Raw genomic sequence first — 14,959 nt, 5'->3', positions numbered from 1 at the left:
CGTGCCGGTGTGCCGTTCCTGCAGGTGGATGCGGCCTACACCTCGCAGCGCTGCCCGCGCTGCGGCCGCACCGCCAGGAACAACCGTCCCTCGCGGGACCATTTCTGTTGTCGCCGGTGCGGTCTCGCTGGACCCGCCGGCGTCGTCGCCGGGGTCAACGTGCGTGACCGCGCACGCTCGGCGTGGGTATTCGTCAACATGCCCGCACCGGCCCCGGCATAGCCCCGGAACCTGGTGGATGCGACCCGTGACCGCCCCGCCGTAGCGGGCAGTCGGGAGCGTGAACAAAGCCCACAAGGACCCAGCTGACAAGCTCGGTCCTTCAGGGCCGAGTAGTTGACAGGCGGCGCAGGAGCAGGGCCAGGCCGGTGATGGGGGTGATCACCAGGAAGTACACCGCCCACATGATCAGGTACGGGTTCATCCATCCGACGTCCTGGTGCTCGCCGCGTTCCCCGACGCAGTACATCGTGTAGTTGGTGCCGCCCCTGCCGGCCCGGTAGGCGACGATGAACGGGTCGGTGTAGGGGGCGTCGCAGAGGGAGTGAGCCGTCCAGCGAACCTGGCCCGGCGCGATCACTGTGCTGAGCAGCGTCAGCATCGCTGAGGCGAATGCGCACACGACCAATACGCTGAGGATCTGCGCAGCGCGGTTCTTGCTCATTTCCGTGTCACCTTGAGGAACTGTCCGTCCGCCTTGAAGGTCACCACGGCGTCCGTGCGGGGAGACGAGACGGCGACGCTGATCTCCGGGGCGGCGCCGGCGCGGCTCACCTCCACCGAATCGACGTGGCCGTCCGTCCTGACCAGCGCCGTGTCCACGAGTTTCTCGACGTTGCCGAGGGCGGTCACGTCCTTGATGGGGAAGGCCATGCGGTCCAGGTCGTCGTGCGCGCTGACCTTCACCGGTGACCGGTCGCCGAGACCCTCCTCGGTGTAGGTGAACTCATCGAGCCGGTCCGGATGCCGCGGGTCGCGGACGCGTGCGGTCAGGCTGGCGTCCGGTGACTTGAGGGTGAGCGCGGTGAGGCTCAGGTCCTTCGACCGGTATTCAACGGCCAGGGCGTCCATCGCGTCCCGCACGAGCGCCGTGGTGAGGCCGCCGCCGCGAATCCGTATCTGCCTGTGGAACTCGTCGACGTGCATCGCGCCGCAGGCGGTGGTCGCGGTCACCAGTGCCAGGGCCGTCGCCAGGCGGGTGGCCGGGCGGCCAAAAAGGGACATCGCGTGATCTTAGCCGGAGTCGTCCGAAATCTCGCTTATGTCCCCCTGACCGGAACCGGACTCCGCGGCGGGTCCTGAAACCCGGGTGAAACCGGGCTGAAGGCGGGGGCGCGCAGGCTGTGCCGCATGAACACAGAGGCGAGGCAGACGGCGATCCATGTGGCCGGGCTGCGGAAGGCGTTCGGGGAGAAGACCGTCCTCGACGGGATCGATCTCACCGTGCCGCGCGGGACGGTGTTCTCGCTGCTCGGCCCCAATGGGTCGGGGAAGACGACGATGGTGCGGATCCTGTCCACGCTGATCCGCGCGGACGGTGGCGAGGCGCGGGTCGCCGGGCGCGACCTGGCGCGGGACCCCGACGGGGTGCGCAAGGCGATCGGGGTGACCGGGCAGTACTCGGCGGTGGACGGGCTGCTGACCGGGCGCGAGAACCTGATCCTGATGGCGGACCTGCACCATCTCGGCAAGGCCGCGGGGCGCCGCGCCGCGGACGGGCTGCTGGAGCGGTTCGACCTGGTGGAGGCCGCGAACAAGACGGTCGCCACCTATTCGGGCGGGATGCGGCGCAGGCTCGACATCGCGATGACGCTGATCGGCGGCCCGCGGATCATCTTCCTGGACGAGCCGACGACCGGCCTCGACCCGCGCAGCCGGCGGACGACGTGGGAGATCGTCCGCGGCCTGGTGCGGGACGGGGTGACGATCTTCCTGACCACGCAGTACCTGGAGGAGGCGGACCAGCTCGCCGACAGGATCGCGGTGCTGGACGGCGGCCGGCTCGTCGCCGAGGGGACGTCCGGGGAGCTGAAGCGGCTGGTCCCGGGCGGGCACGTCCGGCTGCGGTTCCACGATCTGGCCGGCCTCGACGCGGCGGCCCGCGTCCTCGGCGTGACCGCCCGCGACGACGACGCGCTCTGCCTGCAGGTGCCCGGCGACGGCGGTGTCCGGTCGCTGCGGGCGCTGCTCGGACGGCTGGAGGACGCGGCGGTCGAGGTCGGCGAACTGTCCGTGCACACCCCCGACCTCGACGACGTCTTCCTCGCCCTCACCGGCGAGAACGAGAACGAGAAGGTGACCTCGGCATGACCACGCTCACGACCGCGGCGGTGGACTCCGCGACGATGCTGCGCCGCAACCTGCGGCACGCGCTGCGCTACCCGTCCCTGACGATCGGCGGGATGATGATGCCGATCACGATCCTGCTGCTGTTCGTCGGCGTGTTCGGCAACGCGCTCGGCGCGGGCGTGGGCGGCCCGGCGAAGGGCGACTACATCACCTATGTGGCGCCCGGGATCATCCTGATGGCGGTCGCGTCCGGGTGCCTGTCGACGTCGGTCGCCGTCTGCACGGACATGACCGAGGGCATCGTGGACCGGTTCCGCACGATGGGGATCGCGCGGGCGTCCCTGCTGACCGGGCACGTGGTGGGCAGCATGATCCAGACGTTGATCAGCACGGCCGCGGTGATCGGGATCGCGGTCGCGATGGGTTTCCGGACGCATGGCGGGGTGGCCGACTGGCTCGCCGCCGCCGGCCTGCTGGTGCTGCTCACGTTCGCGCTGACCTGGGTGGGCGTCATGCTCGGGCTGCTGGCGAACAACCCGGAGGGCGCGAGCAACACGCCGCTGATCGTCCAGTTCCTGCCGTTCGTCGGCAGCGCGATCGTCCCGCCGGAGTCGATGCCGGCCGGGGTGCGGTGGTTCGCCGAGTACCAGCCGTTCACCCCGATCATCGAGACGCTCCGGGGGCTGCTGGTGGACGCGCCGGACGGGCATGACGCGGTCGCCTCCGTGGCATGGTGCGCGGGGCTCGCGGCGGTCGCCTACGCGTCCTCCAAGGCGCTGTTCAACCGGAAGGCGCCCCGGTAGCGAGCGCACGCGCGGCGTCCAGCAGCCCGGCACGGCCCAGGCCGGCGTACTCCGCCACCGCGGCGGAGTACGCCGGCTCGTCGGCGTCGAGGGCCGCGCGGCGGGCGGCGGCGGGGGACATCGTCGGCTGGAACGACCGGATGAAGTGCATCCGCTCCGCGAGCGCGATCCGCCGCGCGGCACGGGAGCGGTCGCCGTCGGCCATGGCGAGCGCCAGGAGCAGACCGCCGCAGATCGGCAGGTCCATGAAGTACGACGGCATGGGGAGCGGGGGTTCGGCGAGCAGCGCCGAGAGCTTGGCGGGCAGCCCGGCGGCGATGTCCTGGACGAGGTCGAGGCGCCCGTGCCGCGCGTGGGCGACGACCGTGACGGAGTGGGCCTCCAGCGTCCACGGGTCGAGGCCGGGCCCCGGGCCGGGGATCTCTTCGTCGGCCAGGCCGCGCACGGCCTCGCGCCACAGCCGCAGGCCGGTCTCGACGTCACCGCGTCCGAGGGCGATCTCGGCGCGTGAGCCGAGGTCGAACGTGGCCGTGCCGGAGAACTCGTCCTGGCCGTGCGCGGGCGACCGGTCGAGCCAGTGCTCCGCCTCGTCGTACTCGCCGAGGTGCAGGCAGACGGCCGCGAGCGCCCACAGCAACCCGAACATGTCGGGCCATCCGTACCGGTTGAGCACGTCCAGGGCGACCCGCAGGTGATGCTTGGCCCGTGCTCCCCGGTCGAGCTGCATCAGCAGTTCGCTGAGCCGGGAGTGGGCGATCAACCGCAGCCACGGCGTCCGCGGCGTGTCCGCCAGCGCCGTCATCGCCTCCGCGGCGGCCAGCGCCCCCTCCAGGTCGCCGTCCCGCTCGCGGAGGTAGCCGGCGATGCAGTTCGCGAGGGCCGAGAGCGGCGGCTGATCGCTCGCGCACATCCGGCGCAGCGCCGCGCCGTCCGGGTCCAGGATCGCGGGCACGGAGCCCATCACGATCGCCCCGGCCCGGATGAGGCTGGTCGGCGGGGCGGGCGGCAGGCGGCGCAGCGCGACGAGCGCACGCGTCGGCCGCGGGCCCTTCAGCATGAACGTCGTCAGGACGCTCAGGGTGAGGGCCGTCCGGGTGACCTCGACGTCGTCGGGGCCCGGACGGAACCGGCTCAGCGGCCCGGCGGTCTCCTCGGCCAGGACGATCATCCGGCCGTAGGCGGACTCCAGCGTCCACAGGCCGGCCAGCACCGCCGTCACGGCCGCCACCGCCGGGACGTCTCCCCTGGCGAGGCCGTGGCGGAGCGCCTGCACGAGGTTGTCCTGCTCGGCGCGGACCCGCTCCCAGGGGGCGGAGGGATCGTCCCCGAACAATGCCTCGTGGTGCGCGGTGCCGAAGTCGCGTGCCCAGGCCAGCAGCCCGCCGACCGCGCGGTCCGTCTCCCCTTCGGCCTCCCGGTGGGACGCGCTGAACTCCCGGACGCTCTCCAGCATCCGGAACCGCGCGCCCCCGCCGTCCTCGGTCATGGACAGCAGCGACTGGCCGACGAGATCCTCCAGGACGTCCAGCACGTCGGCGCCGTCCAGCAGATGGCGGGCCGCGTCCGCGGTGAACCCGCCGGAGAAGACCGACAGCGACCGCATCGCCGCCCGGCCGGACGGCGACAGCAGGTTCCAGCTCCAGTCGACGACGGCGTGCATCGTCCGGTGCCGGGACGGCGCGTCGCGCGTGTGCGAGCGCAGCAGGGCGAACCGGTCGTCCAGGCCGCGGGCGATCTCCGGCACCGACATGACCCGGACGCGCGCCGCCGCCAGTTCCACCGCGAGCGGCAGCCCGTCCAGCTGCCGGCACAGCTCCGCCACCGCGCCCGCGGGCAGGCCGGCGCCGGGACGCGCCGCCGACGCGCGCTGCCGGAACAGCTCGACGGCGGTCGGCAGGTCGAGGGCGGGCAGCGGATACACCGACTCCGACGACAGGCCCAGCGGTGCGCGGCCGGTGGTCAGCACCCGCAGGTCCCGCGTCATCGACACCAGCGCGCCGACGAGTTCGGCGACGCCGTCCACGACGTGTTCGCAGTTGTCGAGGACGAGCAGGGCCGGCCCCGGCCCGAGCGCCTCCACGATCCCGCCGAGCGGGCCGCCCGGCCGTATCGGCGCCCGCCGGGACTCGCCGACGCCGAGAACGGAGGCGACCTCGCCCGCCACGTCCCCGTCCCGGGCGACCCCCGCGAGCGCCACGACGTGCACCGCGCGCTGCGGGGCCTCACGCGCCACCGTGTTCGCCAGCCGGGTCTTGCCGAGCCCGCCCGCCCCCACGATCGAGGTGACGCGTGACGTGCGCAGCAGGTTCAGCACGGCGGTGAGGTCGCCGGCCCGCCCGAGCAGCGGGTTCGGCTCGTGCGCGGCACCGCGCCGGACGGCGGGCGCCTCGGCGCGCAGCAGCTCCTGCTGGACGCCGCGCAGCGCGGCACCCGGATCGGTGCCGAGCGAATCGCGCAGCGACCGCCGGTACGCCTCGAACCGGGCGAGTGCCGCGGACGGCCCCGCCACCGCGGCCTCGCAGCGCAGCAGCTCGGCGAGGACCTCCTCGTCGCGTGGATACTCGCGGGCCGCGCCGGTGAGCGCGTCGAACCCCTCCGCGTGCCGGCCGAGCCGCGCCAGGGCCAGCGCGCGGGCACGGCGCAGCGTCCGGTACGTCGCGGCCCGCTCGGCGCGCAGGCGCGACAGCGGGTCGTCCCCGGGCTCCGGCTCCGGCGGCCCGTCCCACAGCGCGAGCCCCTCCTCGGCCGCGGCGAGCGCGCCCGCGTGGTCGCCGTCGCGCGAGCGGCGCGCACTCGCGGACGCGGCGAGCAGCACGGCGCACGCGTCCACCGCGGACTCCTCCAGCCCCAGCCGGTACCCCAGCGCGGTGCTCACGATGACGTCCGCGCCCAGTTGCGACCGGGCCCGCGACACCACGACCTGCAACGCCTTGACCGGGTTCTCGGGACGGGTGTCCGGCCACAGTCCCCCGACCAGCCGCATGGCGGACACGCCCGCTCGCGGTTCGCCCGCGAGCAGCGCGAGCAGCCCGCGCAGCCGGGGGCTCGTCACGTCCCGTCCGCGGCAGGCGGCCCGGGACAGCAGCGCCAGCTCGACCGTCATGCGGACAGGCTAAGCCGGAAGATCAGCTCGTGCGGTAGTGCCGGCGAAGCGCGATGCCCGCCGCGACGCCGCCCGCGATGGCGCCCGCGCCCGCGGCGGCGGGCAGCGCGACCATCGTGACCTTGCGGCCGGTGCGGAAATCGTGGATCGGCCAGCCGTGGTCGCGGGCGTGGGCGCGCAGCTCGGAGTCGGGGTTGACGGCGTGCGGGTGGCCGACGGCGGTCAGCATCGGCAGGTCGTTGATCGAGTCGCTGTAGGCGGAGCAGCGCGCGAGGTCGAGGCCCTCCCGCTGGGCGAGCGCGCGGACGGCCTCCGCCTTCGCCGGCCCGTGCAGCAGGTTCCCGACGAGCCGCCCGGTGTAGACGCCCTCGCGGGTCTCGGCGACGGTGCCGAGGGCGCCGGTGAGGCCGAGGCGGTGCGCGATCGTCCGGGCGACCTCGACGGGCGTGGCGGTGACGAGCCACACCTGCTGGCCGGCGTCGAGGTGCTGGAGCGCGAGGGTGCGGGTGCCGTGCCAGATGCGGTCGGCCATCACCTCGTCGTAGATCTCCTCGCTGAGCTTGACGATCCCGGCGACCCGCTGCCCGGCGACGAACGCGAGCGCGGCCTCCTTGGCGCTGCCGATGTGGTCGTGGTTCTCGGTGCCGCGCAGCCGGAACGCGGCCTGCCCCCACGCGAACATGGCGAGGTCGCGCATGGTGAACAGCTTGCGGGCGGCGAGCCCGCGCGCGAAGTAGTAGATGGACGCGCCGCGCATCATCGTGTTGTCGACGTCGAAGAACGCCGCCGCGGCGGGATCGGGCTCGGGCAGCGGACCGGGCGGGGCCGCGGCCGCGGCGGCGGCCTCCCCGGCGCTCTTGTGGTCCACGTCGCGTTGCCAGAATCGCCGCATGAGGCGAAGCCTAGTCAACCGCCTCCCCGGGACCGTCCTCCCGGCGCCGGTTGCGACAGTCTTCACTTTTGTCATATGCGGCCGCAATCAGGCGTTCACGCAGTACGGCGCGGAACTGCGGATCCGGTCCCGGTTCGCCGGCCCGCAGCCGGGTCAGCACGTCTCCCCGTTCGGTGACGCGTCGTCGTCTCGTCTTCACAGCCCGGTTCTCATCGGCCGCTCCTTTGCGGAATCCGGGCGCGAAATCGCCCCTGCCCGCAGAACGATCCTGCGGCGCGGCGGGTTACGGCCCGATGATTAATTGATAAACAGTCCAATGAAGCACCTCCGAGCGGGGTCGGTCAACGGGCCGGCGAAGGGGTCACAGGCGCAGATCGTCCGGCAGCATACGGCTCAGCGACCGGACGGCCCGGTACTGCAGCGCCTTGATCGCGCCCGGTTTCTTGCCCATGATCAGCGCGGTCTCGGCGACCGACAGGCCGTGCAGGAACCGCAGCACGATGCATTCCTGCTGCTCGGATCCGAGCCGCCGGACGGCCAGCAGCAGCGTCCGGTTCGTCATCGCGTCCAGGACGGCCCGCTCCGGGCCCTCCTGGTGGCGGTCCGGCTCGATGAGCTCGGCGGTGCAGACCTCCAGCCGGTAGCGGCCGGACTTGAAGTGGTCGGCGACGAGGTTCCGGGCGATCGTCACGAGCCAGGCCCCGAAGTCCTTGCCCTGCCAGTGGAAATCGCAGATCCGGCGGAGGGCGCGCAGGAACGTCTCGCTGGTCAGGTCCTCGGTGAGCGAATGCGTCCCGACCCGGTAGTAGACGTACCGGTAGACGAGTTCGACGTAATGGTCGTAGAGGCAGCCGAACGCGTCGGCGTCGCCGTCGCGGGCGCGCAGTACCAGCGCCTTCAGGACCTCGGCCCGGTCGGTGCCCGGCTCGGCGGCGGGGCGGGCGATCCGGGCGGCGCGGGTACGGGAAGACCGAGGAAGCGGGATGACCCCGGCATCGAGGGTCAAGCTGCTCATGCAGTTCTCCTCGGGGCGTACGCGACCTCCGGCGTGATCTGTCACTCTAGATACCGGAAGGCGCGCGAGGCAATGAGCGCAAAGTGCTTATCGGGTGCTTTCCCCGGCGCGGTTACCCGTCCACGCGCGGCATCGGGCACCATTGGGCGCGATGGTCGACGCTCTTCTCGCGCTTCTGGCGACCCTTGGTGCCCTGGCGGCCACCGGGTTGCTGGTCCAGCGCGCCTACAAGGACCGGCTGCTCTACCTCATCGCCTGGTCGTTCACGCAGGTCGGGCTGACGCTCGCGCTGCTGTGCATGGCGCTCGGCTTCATGATGGGGTTCAACGGCCCGCTGTTCCGCGTCATGGAACTCGGTGCCGCGCTGATCGGGCCGGTGTGGCTCGCGCTCGGCATGATCGAGCTGATCGCGCGGTACGTGCAGGTGCGGTTCGGCGCCTGGCTGTTCGCGATCTCCTACACGGTCGTCGCGATCGTCATCCTGATGCTGGACCCGCTCAAGGGGTCGCTCTCCAAGAGCCTGCCCAAGCCCGGCTCCACCTATGACGCGCTGCCGCTGCTGCTGATCGACGGCGCGCACGTCGTCGCGGTGATCTCCCTGGCGGCCTGCACCGGGGTCACCGCGTGGCTGGCGAGCAAGCAGGACCGGGAGGCCGGCGAACTGCTGATCCCGATCGCGCTGGTCGCCCTCGCGGGCGTGCTGGTCGTCAGCGGCAGCCGCGGATTCCTGCCCGCCCCGGTCGCGGTGATCGCGCTCGGCGCCGCCGTCGGCCTGGTCTGGTACGGCGCGATGCGGACGATCCCGGTCTACGACGGGGAACAGGGCTACGACGAGTACGGGGAGGAGCCCGCGAGCGGCTACGAGGAGCAGGCGTACCCCGCGAAGCCCGCCGCGAAGCCCGAGCCCGTCCCGGCGCCGACCCCGCCGCCCGCCCCGCGCCGCGGCGAGCTGCGGTTCCCCGAGCCGGCCACCGAGGAGCCGCGCTTCTCCGGCGACCCGGCCGGGCCGACCGCCATCGACGGCATCGGCGGCCCCGCCGGGCTCCCCATCCCTGGTGGGCTCCCCGCCCCCGCCGGGACGGGCGGCATGCCGCTGCCGGGCGGCGACCTGTCGAAGGCGTGCGGCCAGATCACCGTCTACACGCTGCTGGACGGACGCGAGGAGGCATTCGACCGGCTCGCCGCCGACCTGGTGAAGGCGGCGCGGGCGAACGAGCCGGAAACGGTGATCTTCGCCTGCCACGAGGTGGTCGGCGGCCCCACGCAGCGGATCTTCTACCAGCTGTTCCGGGACGAGGCGGCGTTCACCGCGCACCGCGGGCAGCCGCACCTGCGGCGGTTCCTCGCGGAGTCCCGCACGCACGTGCTGGCCACGAACGTGATCGAGCTGAAGCTGGGCCCGGCCAAGATGCCGCTGCCCGCGCCGGAGTTCCCCGGGAGGTGACATGGCCGCGGACATCGTGATCACGCTGCTCGGCAAGCCCGGCTGCCACCTGTGCGACGACGCCCGCGCGGTGATCGAGCGCGTCGCCGCCGACCTCGGCGTGCGGTGGGAGGAGCGCGACATCACGCGGTCGGAGGCCGACAACGAGCGGTACTGGGAGCAGATCCCGGTCACGCTCGTCAACGGCGTCCAGCACGATTTCTGGCGCGTCGACGAGGACCGTCTCCGCGCCGCCATAGCGAAGCTCCGCTAGCCGCGACGCCCCTCCGCCACATCGGCCCCACCGGCCCGGATTGTCTGGTCTGTCACATTCGATGGCGTCCCGGTGCCGGGCCCTTACGCTGGAAGTCCCTGATGGACGTCCCGCTCCGCGGTGCCGTTCCGGCCGCGAAACCGGGGGGTGACTTTGTGCGCGTGTTCACAAGGGCTAACCTGGGGGCCAGCCCCGGGCGGATCGGATCGCGGCCACCAGGCCGCCTCCCGGCCGCCCGAGCCGGGGCCAGGGGTTCCCCGAGCGCCCCGTCCCCAGCGTCGAGCCCGAAGAGCAGGCCGTGACACCTCCACGACAGAACCGGCACCGCGACCGTGCGGGCCGTGGCATCCCCGAAGCCACCGTGGCGCGGCTCCCGGTGTACCTGCGGGCCCTCACCGGGCTGCAGGAGCGCGGCGTCGCCACCGTCTCCTCCGAGGAACTGGCGGCGGCGGCCGGGGTGAACTCGGCCAAGCTCCGCAAGGACCTGTCCCACCTCGGCTCCTACGGGACGCGCGGGGTCGGCTACGAGGTCGAGTACCTCGTCTACCAGATCTCCCGCGAACTCGGCCTCACCCAGGACTGGGTGGTCGCCATCATCGGTGTCGGTAACCTGGGCCGTGCGCTGGCCGGCTACGGCGGTTTCGCGTCCCGCGGCTTCCGCGTGGCGGGCCTGCTCGACGCGGACGCCGCCATCGTCGGCCAGGAGATTTCCGGCATGACGGTGCAGCACATCGACCGGCTGGAGGACATCATCGCGGCCCACGGCGTGTCCATCGCTGTGATCGCGACCCCCGCGGGCGCGGCCCAGGGGGTGTGCGATCGCGTGGTGGCCGCGGGCGTGACCAGCGTCCTGAACTTCGCCCCCGTGGTGCTGTCGGTGCCCGACGGCGTCGACGTGCGCAAGGTCGACCTGTCCATCGAGCTGCAGATCCTCGCGTTCCACGAGCAGCGCAAGGCCGGCGGGCCGGACGAACTCGCCCCGATGCCGGACGGCGACTCGCCGCCGGGCGCACCGCAGTACGTGGAGACTGTCGAGGCATGATCGAGGGCACGGCGGGAGAGACGGCGGGAGACCCGGCATGAGCGTTCTGGTGGTGGGGCTCAGTCACCGCAGCGCCCCGGTGGCGGTGCTGGAACGGGCGGCGGTGGCCGGGGACGACCTGGTCAAACTGCTGCACGCGGTACACGCCTCGGCGAACATCGCCGAGGCCGCGATCGTCTCGACGTGCAACCGGGTCGAGATCTACGCGGTGGTCGACAAGTTCCACGGCGGCGTCTCGGCGATCTCCGAGCTGCTCGCCCTGCACTCCGGCATCCCGATGGACGACCTGTCGCGGCACCTGTACGTCCACTACGAGGAGCGGGCCGTCCAGCACGTGTTCGCGGTGGCGTGCGGGCTGGAGTCGATGGTCGTCGGCGAGGGGCAGATCCTCGGCCAGATCCGGCAGGCGTTCAAGGTCGCCCACGACGAGGGCACGCTCGGCCGCGACCTGCACGACGTCCTGCAGCAGTCGCTGCGGGTCGGCAAGCGCGCCCACCACGAGACCGGCATCGACAAGGCGGGCGCGTCGCTGGTCAGCGTCGGCCTGGACGTCGCCGCCCGGCACCTCGGCCCGCTGGCGGAGGTGCGCGCGCTGGTGGTCGGCGCCGGGTCGATGAGCTCGCTGGCCGCGGCGACGCTGAGCCGCGCCCGGGTCCGCGAGGTCGTGGTCGCCAACCGCACCCACGCGCACGCCGTGCGCCTCGCGGAGTCGCTGGACGTCCCGTCCCGCGCGATAGAGCTGTCGGTGCTGGACGAGGCGCTCACCGACGCCGACCTGGTGGTCTCGTGCACCGGCGCCACCGGCCTCGTGCTGACCACGGCGCAGCTGACGGCGCGCGGCGGCGGGGACGGCGAGCGGCGCCGGTTCCTGCTCGACCTGGCGCTGCCGCACGACATCGAGCGGTCCGCCCGCGGGCTGCCGGGCGTCGAGCTGGCCGGGCTGGACGACCTGCGGACCGCGCAGGAGGCCGCGGAGGCGATCGGCCCCGCCGCCGTCGAGGCGGCCCGGCGGATCGTGTGCGAGGAGGTCGAGGCGTTCCTCAGCGCGGCCCGCGCCGCCGCCGTCGCGCCGACCGTCGTCGCGCTGCGCAGCATGGCCGCCGAGGTGGTGGACGCGGAACTGTCCCGGCTGACCGGCCGGATGCCCGAGATGGGGGAGCGGGACCGCCGGGAGATCGAGCAGACCGTGCGGCGCGTGGTCGACAAGCTGCTGCACGTGCCGACCGTCCGGGTCAAGGAGCTGGCGGCGGCGCCGGGCGGCGACTCCTACGCCGACGCGCTGCGCGAGCTGTTCGGCCTGGACCCGATGGCCCCCGAGGCGGTGACCCGCGCCGACCTGCGCGAGGACGAACCGCCGGCGGCGATCGCGCCGGAGCGCGCCGAGGCCGACCCGGCCGGACTCGCCTCCGCCGCCCCGGACGTGCCGGACGGTGTGAACGTGGAGACGGTGAACGCCCAGGCCGCGAGCGTCCGGGCGGTCAGTGCCCGGGACACGGTCCCGGCGCACGAAGGAGACGAGACGTGACCATCGACAACAGGCCGCTGCGGCTCGGCACCCGGAAGAGCCTGATGGCGACGACCCAGTCGCAGGGCGTCGCGGACGCGCTGACCCGGCTGACCGGGCATGCCGTGGAGCTGGTGGGGGTAACCACGCAGGGTGATGTCTCCCAGGCGCTGCTCGCCCAGATCGGTGGCACGGGCGTGTTCGTGAACGCGCTGCGCGACAAGATCCTGTCCGGCGAGATCGACTTCGCCGTGCACTCGCTGAAGGACCTGCCGACGTCCGAGACGCCGGGGATCGCGCTGGCCGCGACGCCACGGCGCGACGACCCCCGCGACGCGCTCTGCAGCCCGAGCAAGCTCGCCGACCTGCCGCGCGGCGCCCGCGTCGGCACCGGCTCGCCGCGCCGGGTCGCGCAGCTGCGCGCGCTCCGCCCCGACCTGGAGATCGTCCCGATCCGCGGCAACGCCGACACCCGGCTCCGCAAGGTCACCGACGGTGAGCTGGACGCGGTGGTGCTGGCGCACGCGGGCCTGAAGCGGATCGGCCGGCTGGAGGCGGTCGGCGAGGTCTTCGAGCCGGACCAGATGCTGCCCGCGCCCGGACAGGGGTCGCTCGCCCTCGAATGCCACGCCGGCCGGGACGACCTCCGGGAGCTGCTTGGAACGGTCGACGACGCCGCGACCAGGCGCGCCGTCACCGCCGAGCGGGCGGTGCTGGCCGTGCTGGAGGCGGGTTGCTCCGCGCCCGTGGGAACATACGCTGCCGAAGTAGATGAAAGGCTTCATCTGACGGCGACCGTCGCGGCGTACGACGGGAGCCGGCAGATCAGGCTGTCCGCAAGCGGCCACCCGGATGCCGCCGAGCAGATCGGACGCGACCTCGCGAACCGGCTGCTCGCGCAGGGGGCCGACCAGTTGATGGGGGAGCGCGATTGAGCCCCGCCGCGAAGACCACCGCCGCGAAGACCACCGCCACCACGAAGAACGCCGCGAGCACGAAGAGCGCCGCGAGCACGAAGGACACCGCGCCGGCCGGCGCGCGGCCGCCGGCCGCGCGCCGGACCGCCGACCCGGGCACGGTCGCGATCGTCGGCATGGGGCCGGGCGACCCCGCGCTGCTGACGCTGCGCGCCGCCGCCGAGCTCGAACGCGCCGACACCGTCATCGTCAGCCGTGCGCACTGCCCGGCCGACATCCTGGCCTGCTGCCGTCCGGACGCGGAGATCCTCGACACCGCCGAGGGCGACCCGGTCAAGCTCGCCGTCCGCGCCGCGAAGGCCGGGCGGCGCGTCGTCCGGCTGTTCCGCGGTGATCCGGGGCTCGCCTGCACGCTGGCCGCCGAGGGCGGGGCGCTGGCCAAGGCCGGCGTCCCGTTCGAGATCGTGCCGGGCGTGTCCGCCGTGACGGGCGTGCCCGGGTACGCGGGCATCCCGCTGACGGACGCCGACAACCGCGAGGTCCGCATCGTCGACGCCTCCGCGGGCGGCGTCGACTGGGAGCGGTTCGCCGCCCCCGGCACCACGCTCGTCATCCTCGGCGCGGAGGGCGCCGTCGCCGAGGTCGCCAAGGGCCTGGTGGCCGCGGGCCGCCCCGACTCCACGCCCGCCGCCATGACGAGCCTCGGCACCACCACCGACCAGGAGACGGTCGTCTCGACGCTGCAGAAGCTCGCGTCCGACACCAAGGGCATGGAGACGCCCGCCCTGATCATCGTGGGGGACGTGGTGAACTGGCGTGACAAGCTGTCGTGGTTCGAGACCAAGCCGCTGTTCGGCTGGCGCGTCCTGGTGCCGCGCACGAAGGAGCAGGCCGCGTCGCTGTCGGACCAGCTCCGCGGGTACGGGGCCGTCCCGGACGAAGTCCCGACGATCTCCGTCGAGCCGCCGCGCACCCCGCAGCAGATGGAGCGCGCGGTGAAGGGCCTGGTGACCGGACGCTACGAGTGGGTGGTGTTCACCTCCACGAACGCTGTGAAGGCCGTCCGGGAGAAGTTCGTCGACTACGGCCTGGACGCCCGCGCGTTCGCCGGCCTGAAGGTCGCCGCCGTCGGTGAGCAGACCGCCGCCGCGCTCGTCGAGTTCGGCGTCCACCCGGACCTCGTCCCGTCCGGGGAGCAGTCCGGCGAGGGCCTCGCCAGCGAGTGGCCGCCCTACGACGAGGACCTCGACCCGATCAACCGGGTGCTGCTGCCGCGCGCCGACATCGCCACCGACGTGCTCATCGCCAAGCTGACCGAGCTGGGCTGGGAGTGCGAGGACGTGACCGCCTACCGGACGGTCCGGGCCGCGCCGCCGCCCGCGCCGATCCGCGAGGCGATCAAGGGCGGCGGGTTCGACGCCGTGCTGTTCACCTCGTCGTCCACGGTGAAGAACCTGATCGGGATCGCCGGCAAGCCGCACAACGTCACGGTCATCGCGGTGATCGGCCCGCAGACGGCGAAGACCGCGCGGGAGTACGGGCTGCGCGTGGACGTCATGGCCGAGAAACCGTCGGTGTCGGCGCTCGCCGAGGCGCTCGCGGAGTACGGTGCCAGGCGGCGGGCGGCCCAGATCGAGGCGGGAGACCCGCTCCGCAAGCCCAGCCAGATGCGCCGGGGGGCCCGGCGCCGGAAATAG

General features: G+C 73.2%; 14 protein-coding genes. 9 read left to right on the top strand and 5 right to left on the bottom strand.

What is annotated here, in order from left to right; translation table 11 throughout:
- Window positions 1–9 precede the first annotated feature (9 nt).
- The gene (locus tag ACQP1N_RS31375) at window positions 10–222 is read left to right on the top strand and encodes a zinc ribbon domain-containing protein (protein WP_207393953.1); all 213 of its coding nucleotides are present in this window, start codon (window positions 10–12) and stop codon (window positions 220–222) included.
- Between the two features lie 100 nt (window positions 223–322).
- Here the strand turns inward: ACQP1N_RS31375 and ACQP1N_RS31370 are convergent, their stop codons facing one another.
- Entirely contained in the window at window positions 323–664 is a 342-nt protein-coding gene (locus ACQP1N_RS31370) for a hypothetical protein (protein ID WP_433227879.1), read from the bottom strand.
- Complete coding sequence (locus tag ACQP1N_RS31365) at window positions 661–1,224, bottom strand: hypothetical protein (protein WP_433227878.1); 564 nt, start codon at window positions 1,222–1,224, stop codon at window positions 661–663. Before ACQP1N_RS31365 ends, ACQP1N_RS31370 begins: the two co-directional genes overlap by 4 nt.
- Window positions 1,225–1,350: 126 nt before the next feature.
- Here ACQP1N_RS31365 and ACQP1N_RS31360 point away from each other — a divergent pair, with 126 nt between their 5' ends.
- Window positions 1,351–2,310 carry an ATP-binding cassette domain-containing protein gene (locus ACQP1N_RS31360; RefSeq protein WP_067807807.1) on the top strand — a complete coding sequence of 320 codons (960 nt, stop codon included), beginning with the start codon at window positions 1,351–1,353 and terminating at the stop codon, window positions 2,308–2,310.
- On the top strand, window positions 2,307–3,092 hold the full coding sequence (locus tag ACQP1N_RS31355; RefSeq protein ID WP_067807804.1) for an ABC transporter permease: 786 nt from the start codon (window positions 2,307–2,309) through the stop codon (window positions 3,090–3,092). Before ACQP1N_RS31360 ends, ACQP1N_RS31355 begins: the two co-directional genes overlap by 4 nt.
- Here ACQP1N_RS31355 and ACQP1N_RS31350 read toward each other — a convergent pair.
- The 3 genes from ACQP1N_RS31350 to ACQP1N_RS31340 form a co-directional block, all read right to left on the bottom strand.
- Window positions 3,070–6,195, bottom strand: coding sequence for an AfsR/SARP family transcriptional regulator (locus ACQP1N_RS31350; RefSeq protein WP_433227877.1), 3,126 nt, complete (start codon window positions 6,193–6,195; stop codon window positions 3,070–3,072). The two genes, ACQP1N_RS31355 and ACQP1N_RS31350, sit on opposite strands and share 23 nt — an antisense overlap.
- A gap of 22 nt (window positions 6,196–6,217) precedes the next feature.
- Entirely contained in the window at window positions 6,218–7,087 is an 870-nt protein-coding gene (locus ACQP1N_RS31345; protein ID WP_067794534.1) for an HAD family hydrolase, read from the bottom strand.
- Window positions 7,088–7,448: 361 nt separating this feature from the next.
- Window positions 7,449–8,102 carry a sigma-70 family RNA polymerase sigma factor gene (locus ACQP1N_RS31340; RefSeq protein ID WP_433227876.1) on the bottom strand — a complete coding sequence of 218 codons (654 nt, stop codon included), beginning with the start codon at window positions 8,100–8,102 and terminating at the stop codon, window positions 7,449–7,451.
- Window positions 8,103–8,253: 151 nt separating this feature from the next.
- On the opposite strand from ACQP1N_RS31340, the gene ACQP1N_RS31335 reads away from it, so the two are divergent.
- The 6 genes from ACQP1N_RS31335 to ACQP1N_RS31310 all read left to right on the top strand — a co-directional run bounded on the left by ACQP1N_RS31335 (window position 8,254) and on the right by ACQP1N_RS31310 (window position 14,959).
- Window positions 8,254–9,546: a putative quinol monooxygenase gene (locus ACQP1N_RS31335; protein ID WP_067794552.1), complete on the top strand. Its 1,293-nt coding sequence runs from the start codon at window positions 8,254–8,256 to the stop codon at window positions 9,544–9,546.
- 1 nt (window position 9,547) lies between these two features.
- On the top strand, window positions 9,548–9,799 hold the full coding sequence (locus ACQP1N_RS31330; protein ID WP_067794528.1) for a glutaredoxin family protein: 252 nt from the start codon (window positions 9,548–9,550) through the stop codon (window positions 9,797–9,799).
- A gap of 298 nt (window positions 9,800–10,097) precedes the next feature.
- Window positions 10,098–10,841 (top strand): redox-sensing transcriptional repressor Rex, encoded by a 744-nt coding sequence (locus tag ACQP1N_RS31325; protein ID WP_067794525.1) that lies wholly within the window; start codon window positions 10,098–10,100, stop codon window positions 10,839–10,841.
- 37 nt (window positions 10,842–10,878) lie between these two features.
- Window positions 10,879–12,366 (top strand): glutamyl-tRNA reductase, encoded by a 1,488-nt coding sequence (locus ACQP1N_RS31320; protein WP_084262574.1) that lies wholly within the window; start codon window positions 10,879–10,881, stop codon window positions 12,364–12,366.
- 44 nt (window positions 12,367–12,410) lie between these two features.
- Window positions 12,411–13,280, top strand: a complete 870-nt coding sequence (hemC, locus tag ACQP1N_RS31315) for a hydroxymethylbilane synthase (protein ID WP_433232877.1) — start codon at window positions 12,411–12,413, stop codon at window positions 13,278–13,280.
- Window positions 13,281–13,438: 158 nt separating this feature from the next.
- Window positions 13,439–14,959: a bifunctional uroporphyrinogen-III C-methyltransferase/uroporphyrinogen-III synthase gene (locus ACQP1N_RS31310; RefSeq protein WP_067794550.1), complete on the top strand. Its 1,521-nt coding sequence runs from the start codon at window positions 13,439–13,441 to the stop codon at window positions 14,957–14,959.

Source organism: Actinomadura formosensis (assembly GCF_050948385.1).
GTDB lineage: Bacteria > Actinomycetota > Actinomycetes > Streptosporangiales > Streptosporangiaceae > Spirillospora > Spirillospora formosensis.
This window is presented reverse-complemented; position numbering and strand designations above follow the sequence as displayed.

Bases quoted from the DNA above. Each gene is read 5' to 3' on its own strand.
- hemC (WP_433232877.1), top strand. From the start codon at position 12,411: ATGGCGACGACCCAGTCGCAGGGCGTCGCGGACGCGCTGACCCGGCTG.
- ACQP1N_RS31365 (WP_433227878.1), bottom strand. From the start codon at position 1,224: ATGTCCCTTTTTGGCCGCCCGGCCACCCGCCTGGCGACGGCCCTGGCA.
- ACQP1N_RS31345 (WP_067794534.1), bottom strand. From the start codon at position 7,087: ATGCGGCGATTCTGGCAACGCGACGTGGACCACAAGAGCGCCGGGGAG.
- ACQP1N_RS31330 (WP_067794528.1), top strand. From the start codon at position 9,548: ATGGCCGCGGACATCGTGATCACGCTGCTCGGCAAGCCCGGCTGCCAC.
- ACQP1N_RS31350 (WP_433227877.1), bottom strand. From the start codon at position 6,195: ATGACGGTCGAGCTGGCGCTGCTGTCCCGGGCCGCCTGCCGCGGACGG.
- ACQP1N_RS31355 (WP_067807804.1), top strand. From the start codon at position 2,307: ATGACCACGCTCACGACCGCGGCGGTGGACTCCGCGACGATGCTGCGC.
- ACQP1N_RS31310 (WP_067794550.1), top strand. From the start codon at position 13,439: ATGGGGCCGGGCGACCCCGCGCTGCTGACGCTGCGCGCCGCCGCCGAG.
- ACQP1N_RS31320 (WP_084262574.1), top strand. From the start codon at position 10,879: ATGAGCGTTCTGGTGGTGGGGCTCAGTCACCGCAGCGCCCCGGTGGCG.
- ACQP1N_RS31360 (WP_067807807.1), top strand. From the start codon at position 1,351: ATGAACACAGAGGCGAGGCAGACGGCGATCCATGTGGCCGGGCTGCGG.
- ACQP1N_RS31370 (WP_433227879.1), bottom strand. From the start codon at position 664: ATGAGCAAGAACCGCGCTGCGCAGATCCTCAGCGTATTGGTCGTGTGC.
- ACQP1N_RS31335 (WP_067794552.1), top strand. From the start codon at position 8,254: ATGGTCGACGCTCTTCTCGCGCTTCTGGCGACCCTTGGTGCCCTGGCG.
- ACQP1N_RS31340 (WP_433227876.1), bottom strand. From the start codon at position 8,102: ATGAGCAGCTTGACCCTCGATGCCGGGGTCATCCCGCTTCCTCGGTCT.